We start from the raw sequence: 15,159 nt of genomic DNA, 5'->3' as shown, positions 1-15,159 counted from the left end.
GCGCATCGCTGCACGGGGCCGCGACCGGAGAAGACGATGAGCGACATACGTTTCCACAAAAACGATCTGCCCGGCCTGCTGCATTACGATGTCGGGGCGGTCGCCATCGACACCGAGACGCTGGGGCTGAACCCGCATCGCGACCGGCTCTGCGTCGTGCAGATCTCGCCGGGCGACGGCTCGGCCGACGTCATCCAGATCGCGCCCGGCCAGAAGAAGGCGCCGAACCTCGTCAGCCTGCTCAAGAACCGCAGCATCACCAAGCTGTTCCATTACGGCCGCTTCGATCTCGCCGTTCTCTACAATGCCTTCGGCGTCATGCCGGGGCCGGTGTTCTGCACCAAGATCGCGTCGCGGCTGACGCGCACCTACACCGACCGGCACGGGCTGAAGGACATCTGCTTCGAGCTTCTCGGGATCGGCCTGTCGAAGGCGCAGCAATCATCGGACTGGGCCGCCGAGACGCTGTCGCCCGAGCAACTCGAATATGCCGCCTCCGACGTGCTCTATTTGCACCGGCTGCGCGACGTACTGAGCGCGCGTCTGGCGCGCGACAACCGGACCAGGGAGGCCGATGCGTGCTTCCGCTTCCTGCCGACGCGTGCGAAACTCGACCTGATGGGCTGGGATGAGGAGGATATCTTCGCCCACAGCTAATGGCCTTCATGATAATTCTACTCCGGCGGCCATCTGGCGCAGTTTTCTCCGCTTCCGGTGCTCACGGACCCAAATGTCCGCTGCGCTCCGGTTCTCGAAAACCACGCCATATGTCTCGCCGGAGCGAATTCTCCTAAAGGCCATCGGCCAGGAACCAGACGCTTGTCCCGGCGTTCCGTTCGCTTCACCGGGAGAAATGAAAATGGCTGCCCGAAAATCAATCGAAACGGCACCGAAGGACGGCTCCAAGGTCACCGTCTACTGGCAGGACAGCGACGGCGTGATAAACGAGAGCATCGCGCAATACCGTTCGCTCGACCGGCTGAAGGCGGCAGGCGGCGACTGGGACGAAAGCGACGCTGGCTGGTGGGCCTATACGGACGGCCATACGCAAAGGAAGATCGAGCCGATCAGCTGGCGGCCGGCCTCCGACGATGCGGATGCCGACGACTGAGGGTTGTCGCAGCCGCCGAACTGAAGTGATTATTCTGAGGCAACGCGCATTTTGTTCTTGCTTTGTGCCGGCAGCTATGCTACTAATTTCGCTATGGTGCTCAGTGGCTCCAACGACCCGCCCGCCGAGGCGGGTTTTTCATTTCCGGCTTTGGCGCTGTCGCGGGCCGCAGCCGTTCGGCAAGCGACTGAATACAGTTTATTTCGATTTTTCCCGACTTAACCCGCCTTTAAACCGCCGCATCTAGTCTTCAACCCCAACGCCATAGGCATGGGGAAGACAGCACAGCGCATGGCGAACCGGAAAGACAGCCGCATCGAGCCCAGCTTCGAGGCATCGCCGGGGGCGAGATCCTCGGCCGGTTTTTCGGTAAGCGAGGAGGACCGCGTCGTGCCGAGCAACCGAAAAGCCGCTGCAAAGCGCAAATCGTCCAAGGCCAAGCCGCCGCGCGGCGGGCGCGGCAAAAGCCGGCGCGGCGTGTTCGGCGTGCTTGCCCGGCTGTTCTACTGGTGCTTCGTGCTGGCCATCTGGGGCGGCATCGCCACTGCCGGCATCGTCGTCTATTACGGCGCGAAAATGCCGGCGGCCACCACTTGGGCTATTCCCGACCGCGCCCCCAACATCAAGATCGTCTCGGTCGACGGCCAGCTGCTTGGCAATCGCGGCATGAGCGGCGGCGAGGCCGTCGGCCTGCACGAAATGTCGCCCTATATTCCCGAAGCCGTCATCGCCATCGAAGACCGCCGCTTCTATTCGCATTTCGGCATCGATCCGATCGGCCTTTCCCGGGCCATGGTGACCAATGTTCTGGGCGGGCATTTTTCGCAGGGCGGCTCGACGCTGACCCAGCAGCTGGCCAAGAACCTGTTCCTGACGCCGGACCGCACGCTGGAACGCAAGGTGCAGGAAGTGCTTTTGGCGCTGTGGCTGGAGCACAAGCATACGAAGGACCAGATCCTCGAAATGTACCTCAACCGGGTTTATTTCGGCTCTGGCGCCTATGGTGTCGAAGCGGCCTCGCGCCGCTATTTCGGCAAGAGCGCGCGTGACGTCACGCTGTCGGAGGCCGCCCTTCTCGCCGGTCTGCTCAAGGCGCCGTCGCGGCTGTCGCCGGCGCGCGACCCGAAGGCGGCCGAGCAGCGCTCGCAGCTGGTGCTCGCCGCGATGCGCGACGAGGGCAAGATCAGCGCCAAGGAGCAGACCACGGCAATGAGCGCGCCGGCGACACGCGCGCCGTCCTACTGGACCGGCTCGGAAAACTACGTCGCCGATACGATCATGGAAGAACTGCCCGACCTGATCGGCGACGTGCGCCGCGATATCGTCGTCGACACGACCGTCGACCTGACGCTGCAGAAACTCGCCGAGCAATCGATCCGCCGGCTGATCGACCAGAGCGGCAAGAAGCTCAATGTCAGCCAGGGCGCGCTGGTGTCGATCGACAATTCCGGCGCGGTGCGTGCGATGGTCGGCGGTTACGACTATTCGACCAGCCAGTTCGACCGCGCCTCGGAGGCGCGCCGCCAGCCGGGCTCGGCGTTCAAGCCGTTCGTCTACATGGCGGCGCTGGAATCCGGCCGCACGCCCGACAGCGTGCGCAACGACGCGCCGATCAGGATCGGCAACTGGACGCCCGACAATTACGGCGGCAAATATTTCGGCAAGGTGACGCTGGCGACGGCGCTGGCAAAATCGCTGAATTCGGTTGCCGCGCAGCTGACCATGGAAGTCGGGCCGAATGCGGTGGTCGAGGCGGCGCACCGCATGGGCGTCCAGTCCGAGCTGACGGCCAACACCTCGATCGCGCTCGGCACCTCGGAAGTGACGCCGCTGGAACTGACCTCGGCCTATGTTCCCTTCGCCAATGGCGGTTACAAGCCGGACATCCATTTCATCCGCCGCGTCACGACGAGCGACGGCAAGGTGCTCTACGAAAACAATGGCGGCGGTGCGCCGCGGGTCGTCAATCCCGATGTTGTCGGCATGATGAACTCGATGATGACCGGCACGGTCGAGATCGGCACGGCCAGGAAGGCGGCGTTCGCCTGGCCGGCGGCCGGCAAGACCGGCACCAGCCAGAATTCGCGCGACGCGTGGTTCATCGGCTATACCGCCAATCTGACCACCGGCGTCTGGTTCGGCAATGATGACGGCAGCGCGATGAAGAAGGTCACCGGCGGCGCATTGCCGGCGCAGGCCTGGCACGAGTTCATGGTCGCCGCGCATGAGGGCGTGCCGGTGCGGCCGCTGCCTGGAACCTGGAAGTCGACGCCGCCCGACACCATCGTCCCGGACGACATACCGTCCGACACGGCGCCGCCGGCGCCGGTCGCTTCCGTCGGCCAATCGGCGCCGCCTGTGGCAGCTACCCAGTCGGCTTCGCGTCCCGTGCGTCCTGCCGAGACGGTCGATGCCGGCGGCCTGGCCATGCCGGGCGTCGACAGCGCCACCGGATCGATCAAGCATCCGGTGCCGCCCGGCAATGTCGGCGGCCCGGTCAAGAAGCGGCAGACCTCGATATTGGACATTCTGACAGGCGGCTGAGCGACGGGCCCCTCGCCACCGCTGCCGCGTTCCGCTACATCTCCCGTTTGGAGACCGCGAATGGCAGAGACCGACACCAGAAAAACCATCGTGCTGACCGGCGCCAGCCGTGGCATCGGCCATGCCACTGTCAAGCGCTTTTCACGCGAAGGCTGGCGCGTCATCACCTGCTCGCGCCAGGCCTTTGCCGAGGACTGCCCGTGGCCGGCCGGACCTGAAGACCACATCAAGGTCGACCTCGCCGACCAGGAGGATGTCGGCATCGCCATCTCGGAAATCCGCCACCGGCTGGAGGCGCATGGCGGGCAGTTGCATGCGCTGGTCAACAATGCCGGCATCTCGCCCAAGCTCAAGGACGGCAACAGCCGCATGAACTCGATCGACACGCCGATGCATGTCTGGCGCGACGTCTTCCAGGTGAATTTCTTTGCGCCGATCATGCTGGCGCGCGGACTGTTCAAGGAATTGGCATCGGCCAAGGGCTCGATCGTCAACGTCACCTCGATCGCCGGCACCCGGGTGCACCCCTTCGCCGGTACCGCTTATGCGACGTCGAAGGCAGCACTCGGCTCGCTGACACGCGAGATGGCGCATGATTTCGGCCCGCACGGCATTCGCGTCAACGCCATTGCGCCGGGCGAGATCGACACCGCGATCCTGTCGCCGGGCACCGAAAAAATCGTCGAGACCATCCCGCTGAGGCGGCTGGGCACCACGGCAGAAGTCGCCGACATCATCTTCTTCCTGTGCTCGCAGCAGGCGTCCTACGTGACCGGCTCGGAAATCCATATCAATGGCGGCCAGCACGTTTGAGCGAGCAGACCGATCGATATGCGCGTTTCACCGAAACTAACGTGGTTGGATCGCTTATTATCTACGAATGGGCCGCCAGTTTAGATATTTCCGGCGCGCGCGACATACTGGATCGCATAGTCGAGGTCCTCGGCTGTGAGCCTGATATCGCCACGGTCACCGACGAAAAGACGGGCAAGGATTATCTCTACCGAAACTTTGCGAAACGCGACGTCATAACCAAGAAAGATTGGCAGTCGGTCGGGTACTTGTGGAAGAGAAGTCCGGATGTGCTATCGGATTTTTCCATAGACATTGGTTGCTCTGTCGATCGTTTCAGGCTCTTCGAGATTCACATCGATCGAGCTGCTAACGCAGACGCGAAAAAAACCTTCGAAAGAATCATCAAACTGCTCGTTCAAGAGCTTCAGCCGATCTATGGCATAGGATTGTCCATGCCATATTTCTGGGGCCCAAGAGCGTTTGCGCATGGCTCAACGTCTTCCCGCTTCGCGACCGTCGACAAAACGTTCTATGGCCCGCCAGAACAGCTACGGGCCCAATCCTTTGTTTTCGGCCGGACCTTTCATGCGCGAAGTGATGAACGGCACCTCGACGTAAATCTCCGTGATGTGTTCCCATTCAACTTGCTGTCCCAGGGGCATTTGGAACGTCGGATCGACCGCAAGCGGTTGCAGAATTGGATTCAAGACAACGCCTATGGTGTCTTGCGGCAACTGTCGCCTGTGTCATGGCGGTGGGATGTTCCGCCCGAAGACATTCAAAAAATCAGAAAATTTCTGATCGATGCAGGAATCACGATTGTGAAAGAGTAGCCGTCGTAGCGGTGTCGTTAGCCAAAGCCGGCTCGATCCTGCTCGCCGTCACCACCTCGACGATGCCGCGGGCGATCTCGCGTTCGCCCATGATGACGGTGTCGGCACCAAGGTTTTTGAGGTGCTCGACCTCGGCATCGGAATGGGCGCGGGCGATGATTTCGATTGTCGGATTGGCGGCCCGGGCGCGCAGAACGACCTGCCTGGCCTCGAAGGCGTTGGGAATGGCCAGGATCAGCCGCTTCGCCCCCTCGGGATTGGATGCGGCGAACACGTCGCCACTCGCCGCGTTGCCGGGTACGGTTTCGACCCCTTCGGCCTTGAGCTTCGCCAGCGTCTTGTCGGCATCCTCGATGACGAGGAAGGGCAGGGCGGCCTGCTTCAGCGATGTACCGACGAGGCTGCCGACGCGGCCGTAGCCGATCAGGATGGTGTGGCCGGTCAGCCTCGTCCTGGGCGGTGGGCCATCCTCGTTCGCAGGCGCCGCGACCGAAGCCACCTGGCCGGGCTCGGTCGCCGGGCCGATCGGCCTTGCTTCGCCGGACGGCGCCGTCCTGCCGGCGCGTGCTTCCAGCCAGGGTTTCATCCGGTCGACGGCAAGAAACATCAGCGGATTGAGGACGATCGACAGGATGGCGCCGGCGAGGATGAGGTCGCGGCCTTGTTCGGGCAGCAGTTTCAGCCCGACGCCGAGTTCAGCCAGGATGAACGAGAATTCGCCGATCTGGGCTAGGCTTGCCGAAATCATCAATGCGGTTGCGACCGGATAGCGGAAGACGACGACGATGACGAAGGCTGCCAGCGACTTGCCGACAACGATGATGGCCAGCGTCGCCAGGATCGGCCAGCCATTGCTGATCACGCTGAACGGGTCGAACAGCATGCCGACCGAAACGAAGAACAGCACGGAAAAGGCGTCGCGCAGCGGCAGCGATTCCTCGGCCGCCCGGTGGCTGAGCTCGGATTCGCTCATGATCATGCCGGCGAAGAAAGCGCCGAGAGCCAGCGACACGCCGAACAGCTTGGCCGCGCCGAAGGCGACGCCAAGCGCAATCGCAAGCACCGCCAACCGGAACAGTTCGCGCGATCCGGTATGGGCGACGTAGTGCAGGATCCAGGGGATAAGCCGGCGGCCGCCCACCAGCATGACCACGACAAAGGCCGCGACCTTGGCCAGTGTGACGGCGACGACGCCCCAGACGCCGTAGCTCGCCGGCAGCGACAGCAGGCCGCTGGAGTGCACCTCCACCTGCTCTTGGCCGCCGAGCACGCCGGCCAACGCCGGCAAAAGCACCAGCGCCAGCACCATCGCCAGATCCTCGACGATCAGCCAGCCGACGGCGATGCGGCCGCGCTCGGTCTCGATCAGCCGCCGCTCCTGCAGGGCGCGCAACAGCACCACGGTCGAGGCCACGGAAAGCGCCAGGCCGAAGACCAGTCCCGCGCCGATCGACCAGCCGAGCATCCAGGCAAGGCCGGCGCCGAGGGCTGTCGCGAAGCCGATCTGCACAATGGCGCCGGGCACGGCGATGGCGCGGACCGACAACAGGTCCTTCAGCGAGAAATGCAGGCCGACGCCGAACATCAGCAGGATGACGCCGATCTCGGCAAGTTCATTGGCGAGGCCGGCATCGGCAACGAAACCCGGCGTGTTCGGTCCAACCAGAACGCCGGCGATGAGATAGCCTACCAGCGGCGGCACGCGAAAACGGTTGGCAAGTGCGCCGAAGACGAAAGCCAGCCCCAGACCGGCGACGATGGTGGCGATAAGGGGCGTGTCATGCGGCATTGTCTATGGAGCGCCTTCAGGAATCGCGATGTCGGATATGCGCCGTCCAAAAGCCGCCGCCTTGGCAGTATGGAGGCTGGGACAGTCGCGAAACAACCCGCAATCCCCATGAAATCGATGGCAAGGCGGCAAAAAGGCGTTGAGCCGGCAAGCGTTGCCACCCGGCGCGGCCTGCTCCAGCCAGGCTATTGCTACGGAAACGAAAGTTGCGCGCCGCCGATGCCCGATCAGGTCGCCTGCAGCAGGCTCTCGATATCGGGTATGCTGTGGTTGGTCAGCGTCTTTGGAATTTCGGCCGTTATCTTGTCGGTGACCTCCTTGTGCAGTTTCCTGCGCATGTCGCCCAGCACCGGCGGCGGCGCGATCAGCACGATCTCCTTGAAGCTGCCGCGGTGCGCGAGCTTGTAGAGCCTGTCGGCAATCTCTTCGGCAAAACGCTCCTTGCCGAGACGGTGCCAGTCGGTGTCCTCGACCGCACTGCGGTGGACGGAAGGGCCGTCGCTGTAGCGGCCGGGGCGGTCCGTGCCTTGTTCTCGGGTTGCCGGATTTTCCTGCTCCATCTCGTGCACGACCTGAAGGTCGGGATATTGGACGTCTCCACGGTTCTCGAGGAACAGCGCCTTTTCGCCATCTGCCACCACGATCCACAGTCCGCGTTTCAGTCTGACGTTGCTCATGGGGCGCTCCTTTTTTGATTTTTCGAACCCATCGCCGGGCCTTTGCCGCAGGGGTGTGACCGGGCCTGGGTCCATAGGGCAAACGCGTGCCGAGGCGGGAATGTTCCGGCACTCGGACCCGGTGCTCCGACAGGGGTCGGCGAGAGTGCGCGGCTGCCGTCGATCGCTCGGTCAGCATCCGGCGGCTTAATCTACTAAATTGATAGAATTTAGAAAAATCTGTTTTGTGGTTAGCTCCTCCGGCCGCTAAAAAGGCAGCGGATCAAGGGCTGCAACAGCAGCTTCAATCTGCCCCGCATTTGAATGTGGAATATTTTTCTCTTGGCCTTCATGCTTGCAGAAAAGAGATTGCCTGCTACGAAGCGATGCGCGAGTGGGTGCCTTCTGGTTTTTCGCGCCTCCGCGTAGAACTGACAAACGGTTCCAGGATTCCGCTCGTCATGCCGCAAGCCACACCCAAGCTCAATGCCTTTCCCGTCTTCATGCGGGTCGAGGGCGAAGCCATAGCCATCGTCGGCGGCGCAGAGGAAGCGCTGGCCAAGGCGCGGCTGCTCGCGCAGTCGAGCGCTGTGCTGCGCATCGTCAGCGATGAAACAAGCCCGGAGCTGCTGGCCTTTATCGCCGAGACGGGGGCCGCCCACATCGCCGACGTCTATGATGCAGCACATCTCAATGGTGCGGTGATGGTGTTTGCCGCCAGCGGCGACGAGGCGCTCGATCGCCGCGTTGCCGGGGATGCGCGCCGGCTGGGCATTCCGGTCAATGCCGTCGACCGGCCGGAGCTATGCGATTTCTTCACGCCGGCACTGGTCAACCGCGCGCCGGTCGCCATTGCCATCGGCACGGAAGGTGCTGGCCCGGTGCTGGCGCAGATGCTGCGCAGCCGCATCGACCGCATGCTGGCGCCCTCGCTCGGGCCGCTCGCGGCGCTCGCCGCATCTTTTCGCGACACCGCCGAAAGACTGCTGCCGAAGGGCAATGCCCGCCGCCGCTTCTGGAGCGATTTCTTTGGCGGCGCGCCGGCCCGCGCTGTCGAGGCAGGCGAGCTTTCGCAGGCGCATGATGCGGCCGTCGGCTTGCTGCTTTCGACAGAACCGGCATCGGGCCATATCGCGCTTGTAGGCGCCGGTCCAGGCGCCGAGGACCTTTTGACGCTGCGCGCCCATCGCCTGCTGATGGAAGCCGACGTGATCGTCCATGACGCGCTGGTGCCGGAGGCGATCGTCGCAATGGGCCGTCGCGATGCCGAGCGCCTGCCGGTCGGCAAGCGCAAGGGCTGCCATTCCAAGAGCCAGGCCGAGATCAATGCGCTGCTGGTCGAGCTTGGCCACGCCGGCAAGCGTGTCGTGCGGCTGAAGTCCGGCGACCCGCTGGTGTTCGGCCGGGCCGGCGAGGAGATGGCGGCACTTCGCGATGCCGGCGTCGCCTACGAAGTGGTTCCGGGCGTCACCGCGGCCTTCGCCGCCGCCGCCGATTTCGAACTGCCGCTGACGCTGCGCGGCGTGTCGTCGTCGATGGTGTTCACCACCGGCCATGACCTCAAGGGAAATTCGCTGCCCGACTGGGCAAAGCTCGCCATTTCCGGCGCGACGGTCGCCGTCTATATGGGCCGCTCGGTCGCCGCCGAGGTCGCCGGCCGGCTGATCGAAGCCGGCCTGTCGCCGGATACGGCCGTCGCCGTGGTCGAGAATGCCAGCCTTGCCAACCGCCGCCGTTTCCACGGCACGCTCGCCGACCTGCCGTCGCTGGAGGCGCGCGCCGACCTCAGCGGCCCGGTGATGACCATCATCGGCGACGCGGTCGCCGGGGCCAATTTCGAACGGTCCGAGCCGCTGGCGGCACACAGGCAGGAAAGCGTGGCGAGTGCTGCCGCGCAAGGAGTGAGCCAATGAAAGTCCTGACCGCGAACCGCCTCGCCGACGGCATAGCCGTCTGGTACGCCAATGGCGGCTGGGCCGAGATCATCGACCATGCCGACATCGCCCATGACAAGGCGGCCGAGGACCGGCTGGAGGCAATCGGCGCCAAGGCCTCCGCCAACAACGAAGTGGTCGACGTCAACCTGATAGACGTGACCGTGGCCAACGGCACGGTCGAAGCGGTCCGGCTGCGTGAAAAGATCCGTGCCGCCGGCCCGACCACCCGCAACGACCTGGGCAAGCAGGCCCGTCCGCAAGCCGCACGCGCGGCATAGATGACACAAGCATGATCCCGATCATGCTCGAACGAAGAAAATAACGGGCGGACGCGCCCGGAAAGACCTGAATATGTACCGTTACGATGAGTTCGACCACGATTTCGTCAAGGCCCGCGTCGCCGAGTTCAGCGACCAGGTCGCGCGGCGCCTTGCCGGCGAGATCACCGAGGACCAGTTCCGGCCGCTGCGGCTGATGAACGGCGTCTATCTGCAGCTGCATGCCTATATGCTGCGCATCGCGGTGCCCTACGGCACGCTGAACAGCAAGCAGCTGCGCATGCTCGGCCACATCGCCCGCAAATACGACAAAGGTTACGGCCATTTCACGACGCGCCAGAACATCCAGTTCAACTGGCCGGCGCTGTCGGACATCCCGGCGATCCTGGCTGATCTGGCAAGCGTCGAGATGCACGCCATCCAGACCAGCGGCAATTGCATCCGCAACGTCACCGCCGACCACTTCGCCGGCGCCGCCGCTGACGAGGTTGCCGATCCGCGCCCCTATGCCGAAATCCTGCGGCAATGGTCCTCGGTGCATCCGGAGTTCTCGTTCCTGCCGCGAAAATTCAAGATCGCGGTGACCGGCGCCGAGCGCGACCGCGCCGCCATCCAGACGCACGACATCGGCTTGCATCTGAAGAAGAACGCCGCCGGCGAGCTCGGTTTCGCCGTCTATGTCGGCGGCGGCCAGGGCCGCACGCCAATGGTCGCCAAGAAGATCCGCGATTTCCTGCCCGAAGCGGATCTGTTGTCCTACTGCACGGCGATCCTGCGCGTTTACAACCTCTATGGCCGGCGCGACAACAAGTTCAAGGCGCGCATCAAGATCCTGGTCCATGAGACCGGCGTCGAGGAGATCACCCGCCAGGTCGAGGCCGAATGGCAGGAGTTGAAGGACGCCGAGCTGAGGCTGCCGGAAGAAGACATCCGCGCCATCGATGCCTATTTCGCGCCGCCTCCGCTTGTCGACCGGCCGGAAGGCGACGAGGCGGTCAAGCTTGCCCGCCTCGACTCCAAGAGCTTTTCCGAATGGCTGGATCAGAATGTGGTCACCCATCGCCATCCGGACTACGCGGCGGTGACCATCTCGCTCAAGGGCATCGGCGAGACGCCGGGCGATGCCTCCGACAGCCAGATGGAAGCGGTCGCCGACATTGCCGAAAAATATTCATTCGACGAGCTGCGCGTCAGTCACGAGCAGAACCTGATCCTGCCGCATGTCGCGCGGGCCGACCTCAAGGCGGTCTATGACGCGCTTGTCGATATCGGGCTGGCGACGGCCAATTCCAACCTGATCAGCGACATCATCTCCTGCCCCGGCCTTGACTATTGCGCGCTGGCAACGGCGCGTTCCATTCCCGTGGCGCAGGAAATCTCGCGGCGCTTTGCTTCGCTGGAGCGCCAGCGCGACATCGGCGAATTGAAGCTGAAGATTTCCGGCTGCATCAATGCCTGCGGCCATCACCATGTCGGCCATATAGGCATCCTGGGCGTCGAGAAGAAAGGCGCCGAGCTTTACCAGGTGACGCTCGGCGGCTCGGCCGACGAGAACACCTCGGTCGGCGAGATCATCGGCCGCGGCTTCAGTTCGGAAGAGATCACCGATGCCATCGAGCAGATCGTCGAGACCTATCTCGGGCTTCGGCTGGACAGAAACGAAAGATTCATCGACGCCTACCGCCGAGTCGGTCCCGCGCCGTTCAAGGAGGCGCTCTATGCTGGCGAAGCCAAGGCCGCTTGACCGTATCGTCGACGTGGAGGCCGGCATCGCCGCCCAAGCGGCGGGTCTCGACGCGCTCTACGGCCATCTGAAGCCGCTGGAGATCATCGAGCGGTCGACCCGGGAGTTCTTTCACGGCGAAATCGCCGCCGTCTCGTCCTTCGGCGCGGATTCGGCGGTGCTGCTGCACATGATCGCCGAGATCGACCGCACGCTGCCGGTGATCTTTCTCGACACCGGCAAGCATTTCGAGGAAACGCTCGGCTATCGTGACGCGCTGGCCGCCGATTTCGGGCTGAGCGATATCCGGGTGATCAGGCCCGACGATGCGGCGCTGGCAAGGATCGACCCGACCGGCAATCTGAACGAGACGGACACCGACGCCTGCTGCGACGTGCGCAAGGTCGAGCCGCTGGCGCGCGGCGTTGAGCCGTTCCGCGCCTGGTTCACCGGCCGCAAGCGCTTCCAGGCGGCGACCCGGGCAGCGCTCCCAGTGTTCGAGGCGGTCGGCTCGCGCATCCGCATCAATCCGCTGGCGCACTGGACGACATCGGACCAGGCCCGCTACATGCGCGCGCATGCGCTGCGTGAAAACCCGCTGGTCGCCTATGGCTATCTGTCGATCGGCTGTTTCCCATGCACGCAGCCGGTGCAACCGGGCGACGATGCGCGCAGCGGCCGCTGGGCCGGGCACGCCAAGACCGAATGCGGCATCCACTTGTCGGGGCTGGAAAGGTCGCTGACCGACGCATCACTTTAGGGTATATTGATATTCAGCCGGCCTTCAAACGGCGGCTTCCTGCGCTTCCGGCGCTCACGTACCCAAAGTACGCTCCGCTCCGGTTCTCGGAAGCCACGCAGTTTGGTCGCTTCGCGCCCGCCTTCGGCTCCGGCTCGGCCTGACCTGAATCTCAACGCACCCTGAGGTGTTTTGCACTTAGAATCTTTGGACTTGGGAATTTTCTTGATGAGCGACTTGATAGCCGAAAACGCCATGCGGCTGTGGACACCGGATGGGTTCCGCGAGGACGAGTGGGTTCATGCCGAAAGCGCCGAGGCGCTGGTCGGCAATGGCCGTTTCATCCTGCCGTTGCAGGCGTTTCTGGGCCTCGATCCGGAGGTGCGGCGGTCGGCGAAGGAGCGCATCGGTGTGCTGCTGCAGCCCGGCGATCAGCTTGAGAAGATCGCAGGCCTGCTCGATCAGCTGTCGCTGGTTGCGCTGGCGTTTCCGGCGTTCAATGACGGCCGCTCGTTCTCCAAGGGCGAATTGCTGCGCAGCCGTTATCATTTTGCAGGCGCTATGCGCGCCACCGGGCAGGTGCTGATCGATCAGCTGCCGCATATGCTGCGCGTCGGCTTCGATGAATTCGAGGTATCGCACCCGGTGCTGCTGAAGCGGCTCGAGCAAGGCCGCACCGGCGGACTGCCGCTGTTCTATCAGCCGGCGGTGAAGCCGGAGGCCAAAGGCCCGAAATATTCCTGGCGGCGGGTGCGCGCCGGCTGATCCGCTCCAGAGGGCCAGAAGCCCTGTCTGGTCGGACCACATTCCCGATTCAGCCTTTTATTTTGCGCCTCTCCGCCTTAGGATAGGCCCATTATTTCGCGATCCGAATAAATGTGGCCACAAGGGAGGAACCGGGTATGGCTGGCAAGAAGATATTGATGCTCGTTGGCGAGTTCAGCGAGGAGTACGAGATTTTCGTCTTTGAACAGGCCATGCATGCGGTGGGCCACACCGTCCATGTCGTTTGCCCCGACAAGAAGGCCGGCGATATCCTGAAGACCTCCCTGCACGACTTCGAGGGCCACCAGACCTATACGGAAAAGCTCGGCCACGACTACATCCTCAACAAGACGTTTTCCGAGGTCAATCCGGCCGACTACGATGCCGTCTACGCGGCGGGCGGGCGCGGGCCGGAATATATCCGCATCGACAAGCGCGTGCAGGCGCTGGTGCGGCATTTCCATGAGACGGGAAAACCGATCTTCACCATCTGCCACGGCGTGCAGATCCTGATCGCGGTCGACGGCGTGGTGCGCGGCAGGGAAGTCGCGGCGCTGCAATATTGCGAGCCGGAAGTCACGCTGGCCGGCGGCATCTATATCGATGTTGCGCCGACCGGCGCCCATGTCGACGGCAATTTGGTGTCGGCCAAGGGCTGGCCGGGCCTTGCCGCCTTCATGCGCGAATGCCTGAAAGTGCTGGGCACCGAGATCCGCCAGGGCGAGATCCTGATGCGCGACCAGCGCCGGGCGGCTTAAGCTCGGAATGTGGAGCCCGCCGCACCCCTAACGCATGTCGCGCAAAAGTGTCAGCGGTTTTGCGATAACGGCATGCATAAACAACAACCTAAAGCGCGTCGCGTGAGGCCGGTCGAGCGCGACGCGCTTTAGGTGCGGCGGTATGCTTTACACGGCCATCCGCGCTTCGCGGAACGATACCAGCTTGCTGCGACTCTCGTCCCACAGCGCCAGCTTGACGCAGCGCAGGCTGTCGAGGAGTGTGACGCGGCCGATCTCACGCAGCTCCGGATAGTCCCTCAACACTTCCGGAAGCCGGTAGCATGGCACCTTGGCCGAGAGGTGATGCACGTGGTGGACGCCGATATTGCCGGTGATCCAGTTCAGCACCGGCGGCAGGTCGTAATAGGACGAACCGTGCAGGGCAGCGTGCTGGAATTCCCACTCGGAGTCCTTTGTCCACTCCGTCTCCTCGAACTGATGCTGGACATAAAACAGCCAGATGCCGGCCGATCCGGCGAGGATGACGATCGGCAAATGCACGACCAGGAACGCGCCGGGGCCAACGAACCAGATGAGCAGCGCGGCGATGACCGCGATGGCGAGATTGGTCGACATCGACGACACCCAGGGGGTGAAACCGCCCCGCATCATGCCCAAGGGCAGTCTCTGCTCGAAAATGAAGATCCATATCGGGCCAAGGCCAAACATCACCAGCGGATGACGATAGAGGCGATAGGCGAGCCGGCCCCGCCATGACAGTTGCCGATATTCAGCGACCGTCAGTGTCTTGATGTCGCCGGTGCCGCGCTCGTCGAGATTGCCGGCGCTGGCGTGATGGGTTGCGTGGGCGCGGCGCCAGCAATCGTAGGGCGTCAGCGTCAACACGCCAAGCACGCGGCCGATCCAGTCGTCGGCATAGCGGTTGGCAAAGAAGGAGCCGTGGCCGCAATCGTGCTGGATCATGAAGATACGCACCAGAAAGCCGGCTGCCGGAAGGATGAGGACCAGACCCCACCAATGGCCATAGGCATAAGCGGCCGAGGACAGTGCCCACAGCGTGGCGAAGGGGATGAGGGTGATGGCGAGTTCGACGGCGCTGCGACGCCTGTCGGGCTTTTTATAGCGCGACAGGATCTTCAACCAGGCGCGCTTGCTGTTTGCCACAGCTTCGGGGGAAATCATGTTCATCATGAAACATAGGCGGAGCGGCGCGCTGCCGCAAGGCGGAGATCACGCAAAGTTACTGCGG

General features: G+C 63.5%; 14 protein-coding genes. 11 read left to right on the top strand and 3 right to left on the bottom strand.

Features of this window, described 5'->3' with window-relative positions; translation table 11 throughout:
- Positions 1-36: 36 nt before the first annotated feature.
- From NKH41_RS20275 to NKH41_RS20255, 5 genes are all read left to right on the top strand, one after another.
- Positions 37-657: a ribonuclease D gene (locus NKH41_RS20275; protein WP_352767018.1), complete on the top strand. Its 621-nt coding sequence runs from the start codon at positions 37-39 to the stop codon at positions 655-657.
- Between the two features lie 202 nt (positions 658-859).
- Positions 860-1,111: a hypothetical protein gene (locus NKH41_RS20270; RefSeq protein ID WP_352539425.1), complete on the top strand. Its 252-nt coding sequence runs from the start codon at positions 860-862 to the stop codon at positions 1,109-1,111.
- A 291-nt stretch (positions 1,112-1,402) separates the two neighbouring features.
- Positions 1,403-3,655, top strand: a complete 2,253-nt coding sequence (locus NKH41_RS20265; protein ID WP_352767020.1) for a transglycosylase domain-containing protein — start codon at positions 1,403-1,405, stop codon at positions 3,653-3,655.
- Between the two features lie 60 nt (positions 3,656-3,715).
- On the top strand, positions 3,716-4,468 hold the full coding sequence (locus tag NKH41_RS20260) for an SDR family NAD(P)-dependent oxidoreductase (RefSeq protein ID WP_023675240.1): 753 nt from the start codon (positions 3,716-3,718) through the stop codon (positions 4,466-4,468).
- A complete protein-coding gene (locus tag NKH41_RS20255) occupies positions 4,465-5,283 on the top strand; it encodes a hypothetical protein (protein WP_352767022.1) in 819 nt (272 codons plus the stop codon). The genes NKH41_RS20260 and NKH41_RS20255 overlap by 4 nt, the downstream gene beginning before the upstream one ends.
- Here NKH41_RS20255 and NKH41_RS20250 read toward each other — a convergent pair.
- The gene (locus NKH41_RS20250) at positions 5,264-7,072 is read right to left on the bottom strand and encodes a cation:proton antiporter domain-containing protein (RefSeq protein WP_352767023.1); all 1,809 of its coding nucleotides are present in this window, start codon (positions 7,070-7,072) and stop codon (positions 5,264-5,266) included. The genes NKH41_RS20255 and NKH41_RS20250 overlap by 20 nt on opposite strands.
- Before the next feature lie 227 nt (positions 7,073-7,299).
- Positions 7,300-7,749 carry a baeRF12 domain-containing protein gene (locus NKH41_RS20245; RefSeq protein WP_352448343.1) on the bottom strand — a complete coding sequence of 150 codons (450 nt, stop codon included), beginning with the start codon at positions 7,747-7,749 and terminating at the stop codon, positions 7,300-7,302.
- Between the two features lie 440 nt (positions 7,750-8,189).
- On the opposite strand from NKH41_RS20245, the gene cysG reads away from it, so the two are divergent.
- From cysG to NKH41_RS20215, 6 genes are all read left to right on the top strand, one after another.
- Entirely contained in the window at positions 8,190-9,641 is a 1,452-nt protein-coding gene (gene cysG / locus NKH41_RS20240) for a siroheme synthase CysG (RefSeq protein WP_352539422.1), read from the top strand.
- Entirely contained in the window at positions 9,638-9,943 is a 306-nt protein-coding gene (locus NKH41_RS20235) for a DUF2849 domain-containing protein (RefSeq protein ID WP_352469417.1), read from the top strand. The genes cysG and NKH41_RS20235 overlap by 4 nt, the downstream gene beginning before the upstream one ends.
- Before the next feature lie 73 nt (positions 9,944-10,016).
- Positions 10,017-11,687, top strand: coding sequence for a nitrite/sulfite reductase (locus NKH41_RS20230; RefSeq protein ID WP_352469418.1), 1,671 nt, complete (start codon positions 10,017-10,019; stop codon positions 11,685-11,687).
- A complete protein-coding gene (locus NKH41_RS20225; protein WP_352767026.1) occupies positions 11,662-12,426 on the top strand; it encodes a phosphoadenylyl-sulfate reductase in 765 nt (254 codons plus the stop codon). Before NKH41_RS20230 ends, NKH41_RS20225 begins: the two co-directional genes overlap by 26 nt.
- A gap of 207 nt (positions 12,427-12,633) precedes the next feature.
- Positions 12,634-13,170 carry a DUF934 domain-containing protein gene (locus tag NKH41_RS20220; RefSeq protein ID WP_352539420.1) on the top strand — a complete coding sequence of 179 codons (537 nt, stop codon included), beginning with the start codon at positions 12,634-12,636 and terminating at the stop codon, positions 13,168-13,170.
- 137 nt (positions 13,171-13,307) lie between these two features.
- Positions 13,308-13,928 carry a DJ-1/PfpI family protein gene (locus tag NKH41_RS20215; RefSeq protein WP_352539419.1) on the top strand — a complete coding sequence of 207 codons (621 nt, stop codon included), beginning with the start codon at positions 13,308-13,310 and terminating at the stop codon, positions 13,926-13,928.
- Between the two features lie 147 nt (positions 13,929-14,075).
- On the opposite strand, the gene NKH41_RS20210 is transcribed toward NKH41_RS20215, so the two are convergent.
- A complete protein-coding gene (locus NKH41_RS20210; RefSeq protein WP_352469420.1) occupies positions 14,076-15,098 on the bottom strand; it encodes a fatty acid desaturase in 1,023 nt (340 codons plus the stop codon).
- Between the last annotated feature and the right edge of the window lie 61 nt (positions 15,099-15,159).

Source organism: Mesorhizobium sp. M1169 (assembly GCF_040318345.1).
In the GTDB taxonomy this organism is placed as follows: Bacteria; Pseudomonadota; Alphaproteobacteria; order Rhizobiales; family Rhizobiaceae; genus Mesorhizobium.
Note: the sequence above shows the minus strand (reverse complement) of the source record. Positions and strands in the feature narration are given on the sequence as shown.

Excerpts from the sequence above, each read along its gene's own strand:
- NKH41_RS20275 (WP_352767018.1), top strand. The coding sequence starts at position 37 with ATGAGCGACATACGTTTCCACAAAAACGATCTGCCCGGCCTGCTGCAT.
- NKH41_RS20270 (WP_352539425.1), top strand. The coding sequence starts at position 860 with ATGGCTGCCCGAAAATCAATCGAAACGGCACCGAAGGACGGCTCCAAG.
- NKH41_RS20265 (WP_352767020.1), top strand. The coding sequence starts at position 1,403 with ATGGCGAACCGGAAAGACAGCCGCATCGAGCCCAGCTTCGAGGCATCG.
- NKH41_RS20260 (WP_023675240.1), top strand. The coding sequence starts at position 3,716 with ATGGCAGAGACCGACACCAGAAAAACCATCGTGCTGACCGGCGCCAGC.
- NKH41_RS20250 (WP_352767023.1), bottom strand. The coding sequence starts at position 7,072 with ATGCCGCATGACACGCCCCTTATCGCCACCATCGTCGCCGGTCTGGGG.
- NKH41_RS20245 (WP_352448343.1), bottom strand. The coding sequence starts at position 7,749 with ATGAGCAACGTCAGACTGAAACGCGGACTGTGGATCGTGGTGGCAGAT.
- cysG (WP_352539422.1), top strand. The coding sequence starts at position 8,190 with ATGCCGCAAGCCACACCCAAGCTCAATGCCTTTCCCGTCTTCATGCGG.
- NKH41_RS20235 (WP_352469417.1), top strand. The coding sequence starts at position 9,638 with ATGAAAGTCCTGACCGCGAACCGCCTCGCCGACGGCATAGCCGTCTGG.
- NKH41_RS20230 (WP_352469418.1), top strand. The coding sequence starts at position 10,017 with ATGTACCGTTACGATGAGTTCGACCACGATTTCGTCAAGGCCCGCGTC.
- NKH41_RS20225 (WP_352767026.1), top strand. The coding sequence starts at position 11,662 with ATGCTGGCGAAGCCAAGGCCGCTTGACCGTATCGTCGACGTGGAGGCC.
- NKH41_RS20220 (WP_352539420.1), top strand. The coding sequence starts at position 12,634 with ATGAGCGACTTGATAGCCGAAAACGCCATGCGGCTGTGGACACCGGAT.
- NKH41_RS20215 (WP_352539419.1), top strand. The coding sequence starts at position 13,308 with ATGGCTGGCAAGAAGATATTGATGCTCGTTGGCGAGTTCAGCGAGGAG.
- NKH41_RS20210 (WP_352469420.1), bottom strand. The coding sequence starts at position 15,098 with ATGAACATGATTTCCCCCGAAGCTGTGGCAAACAGCAAGCGCGCCTGG.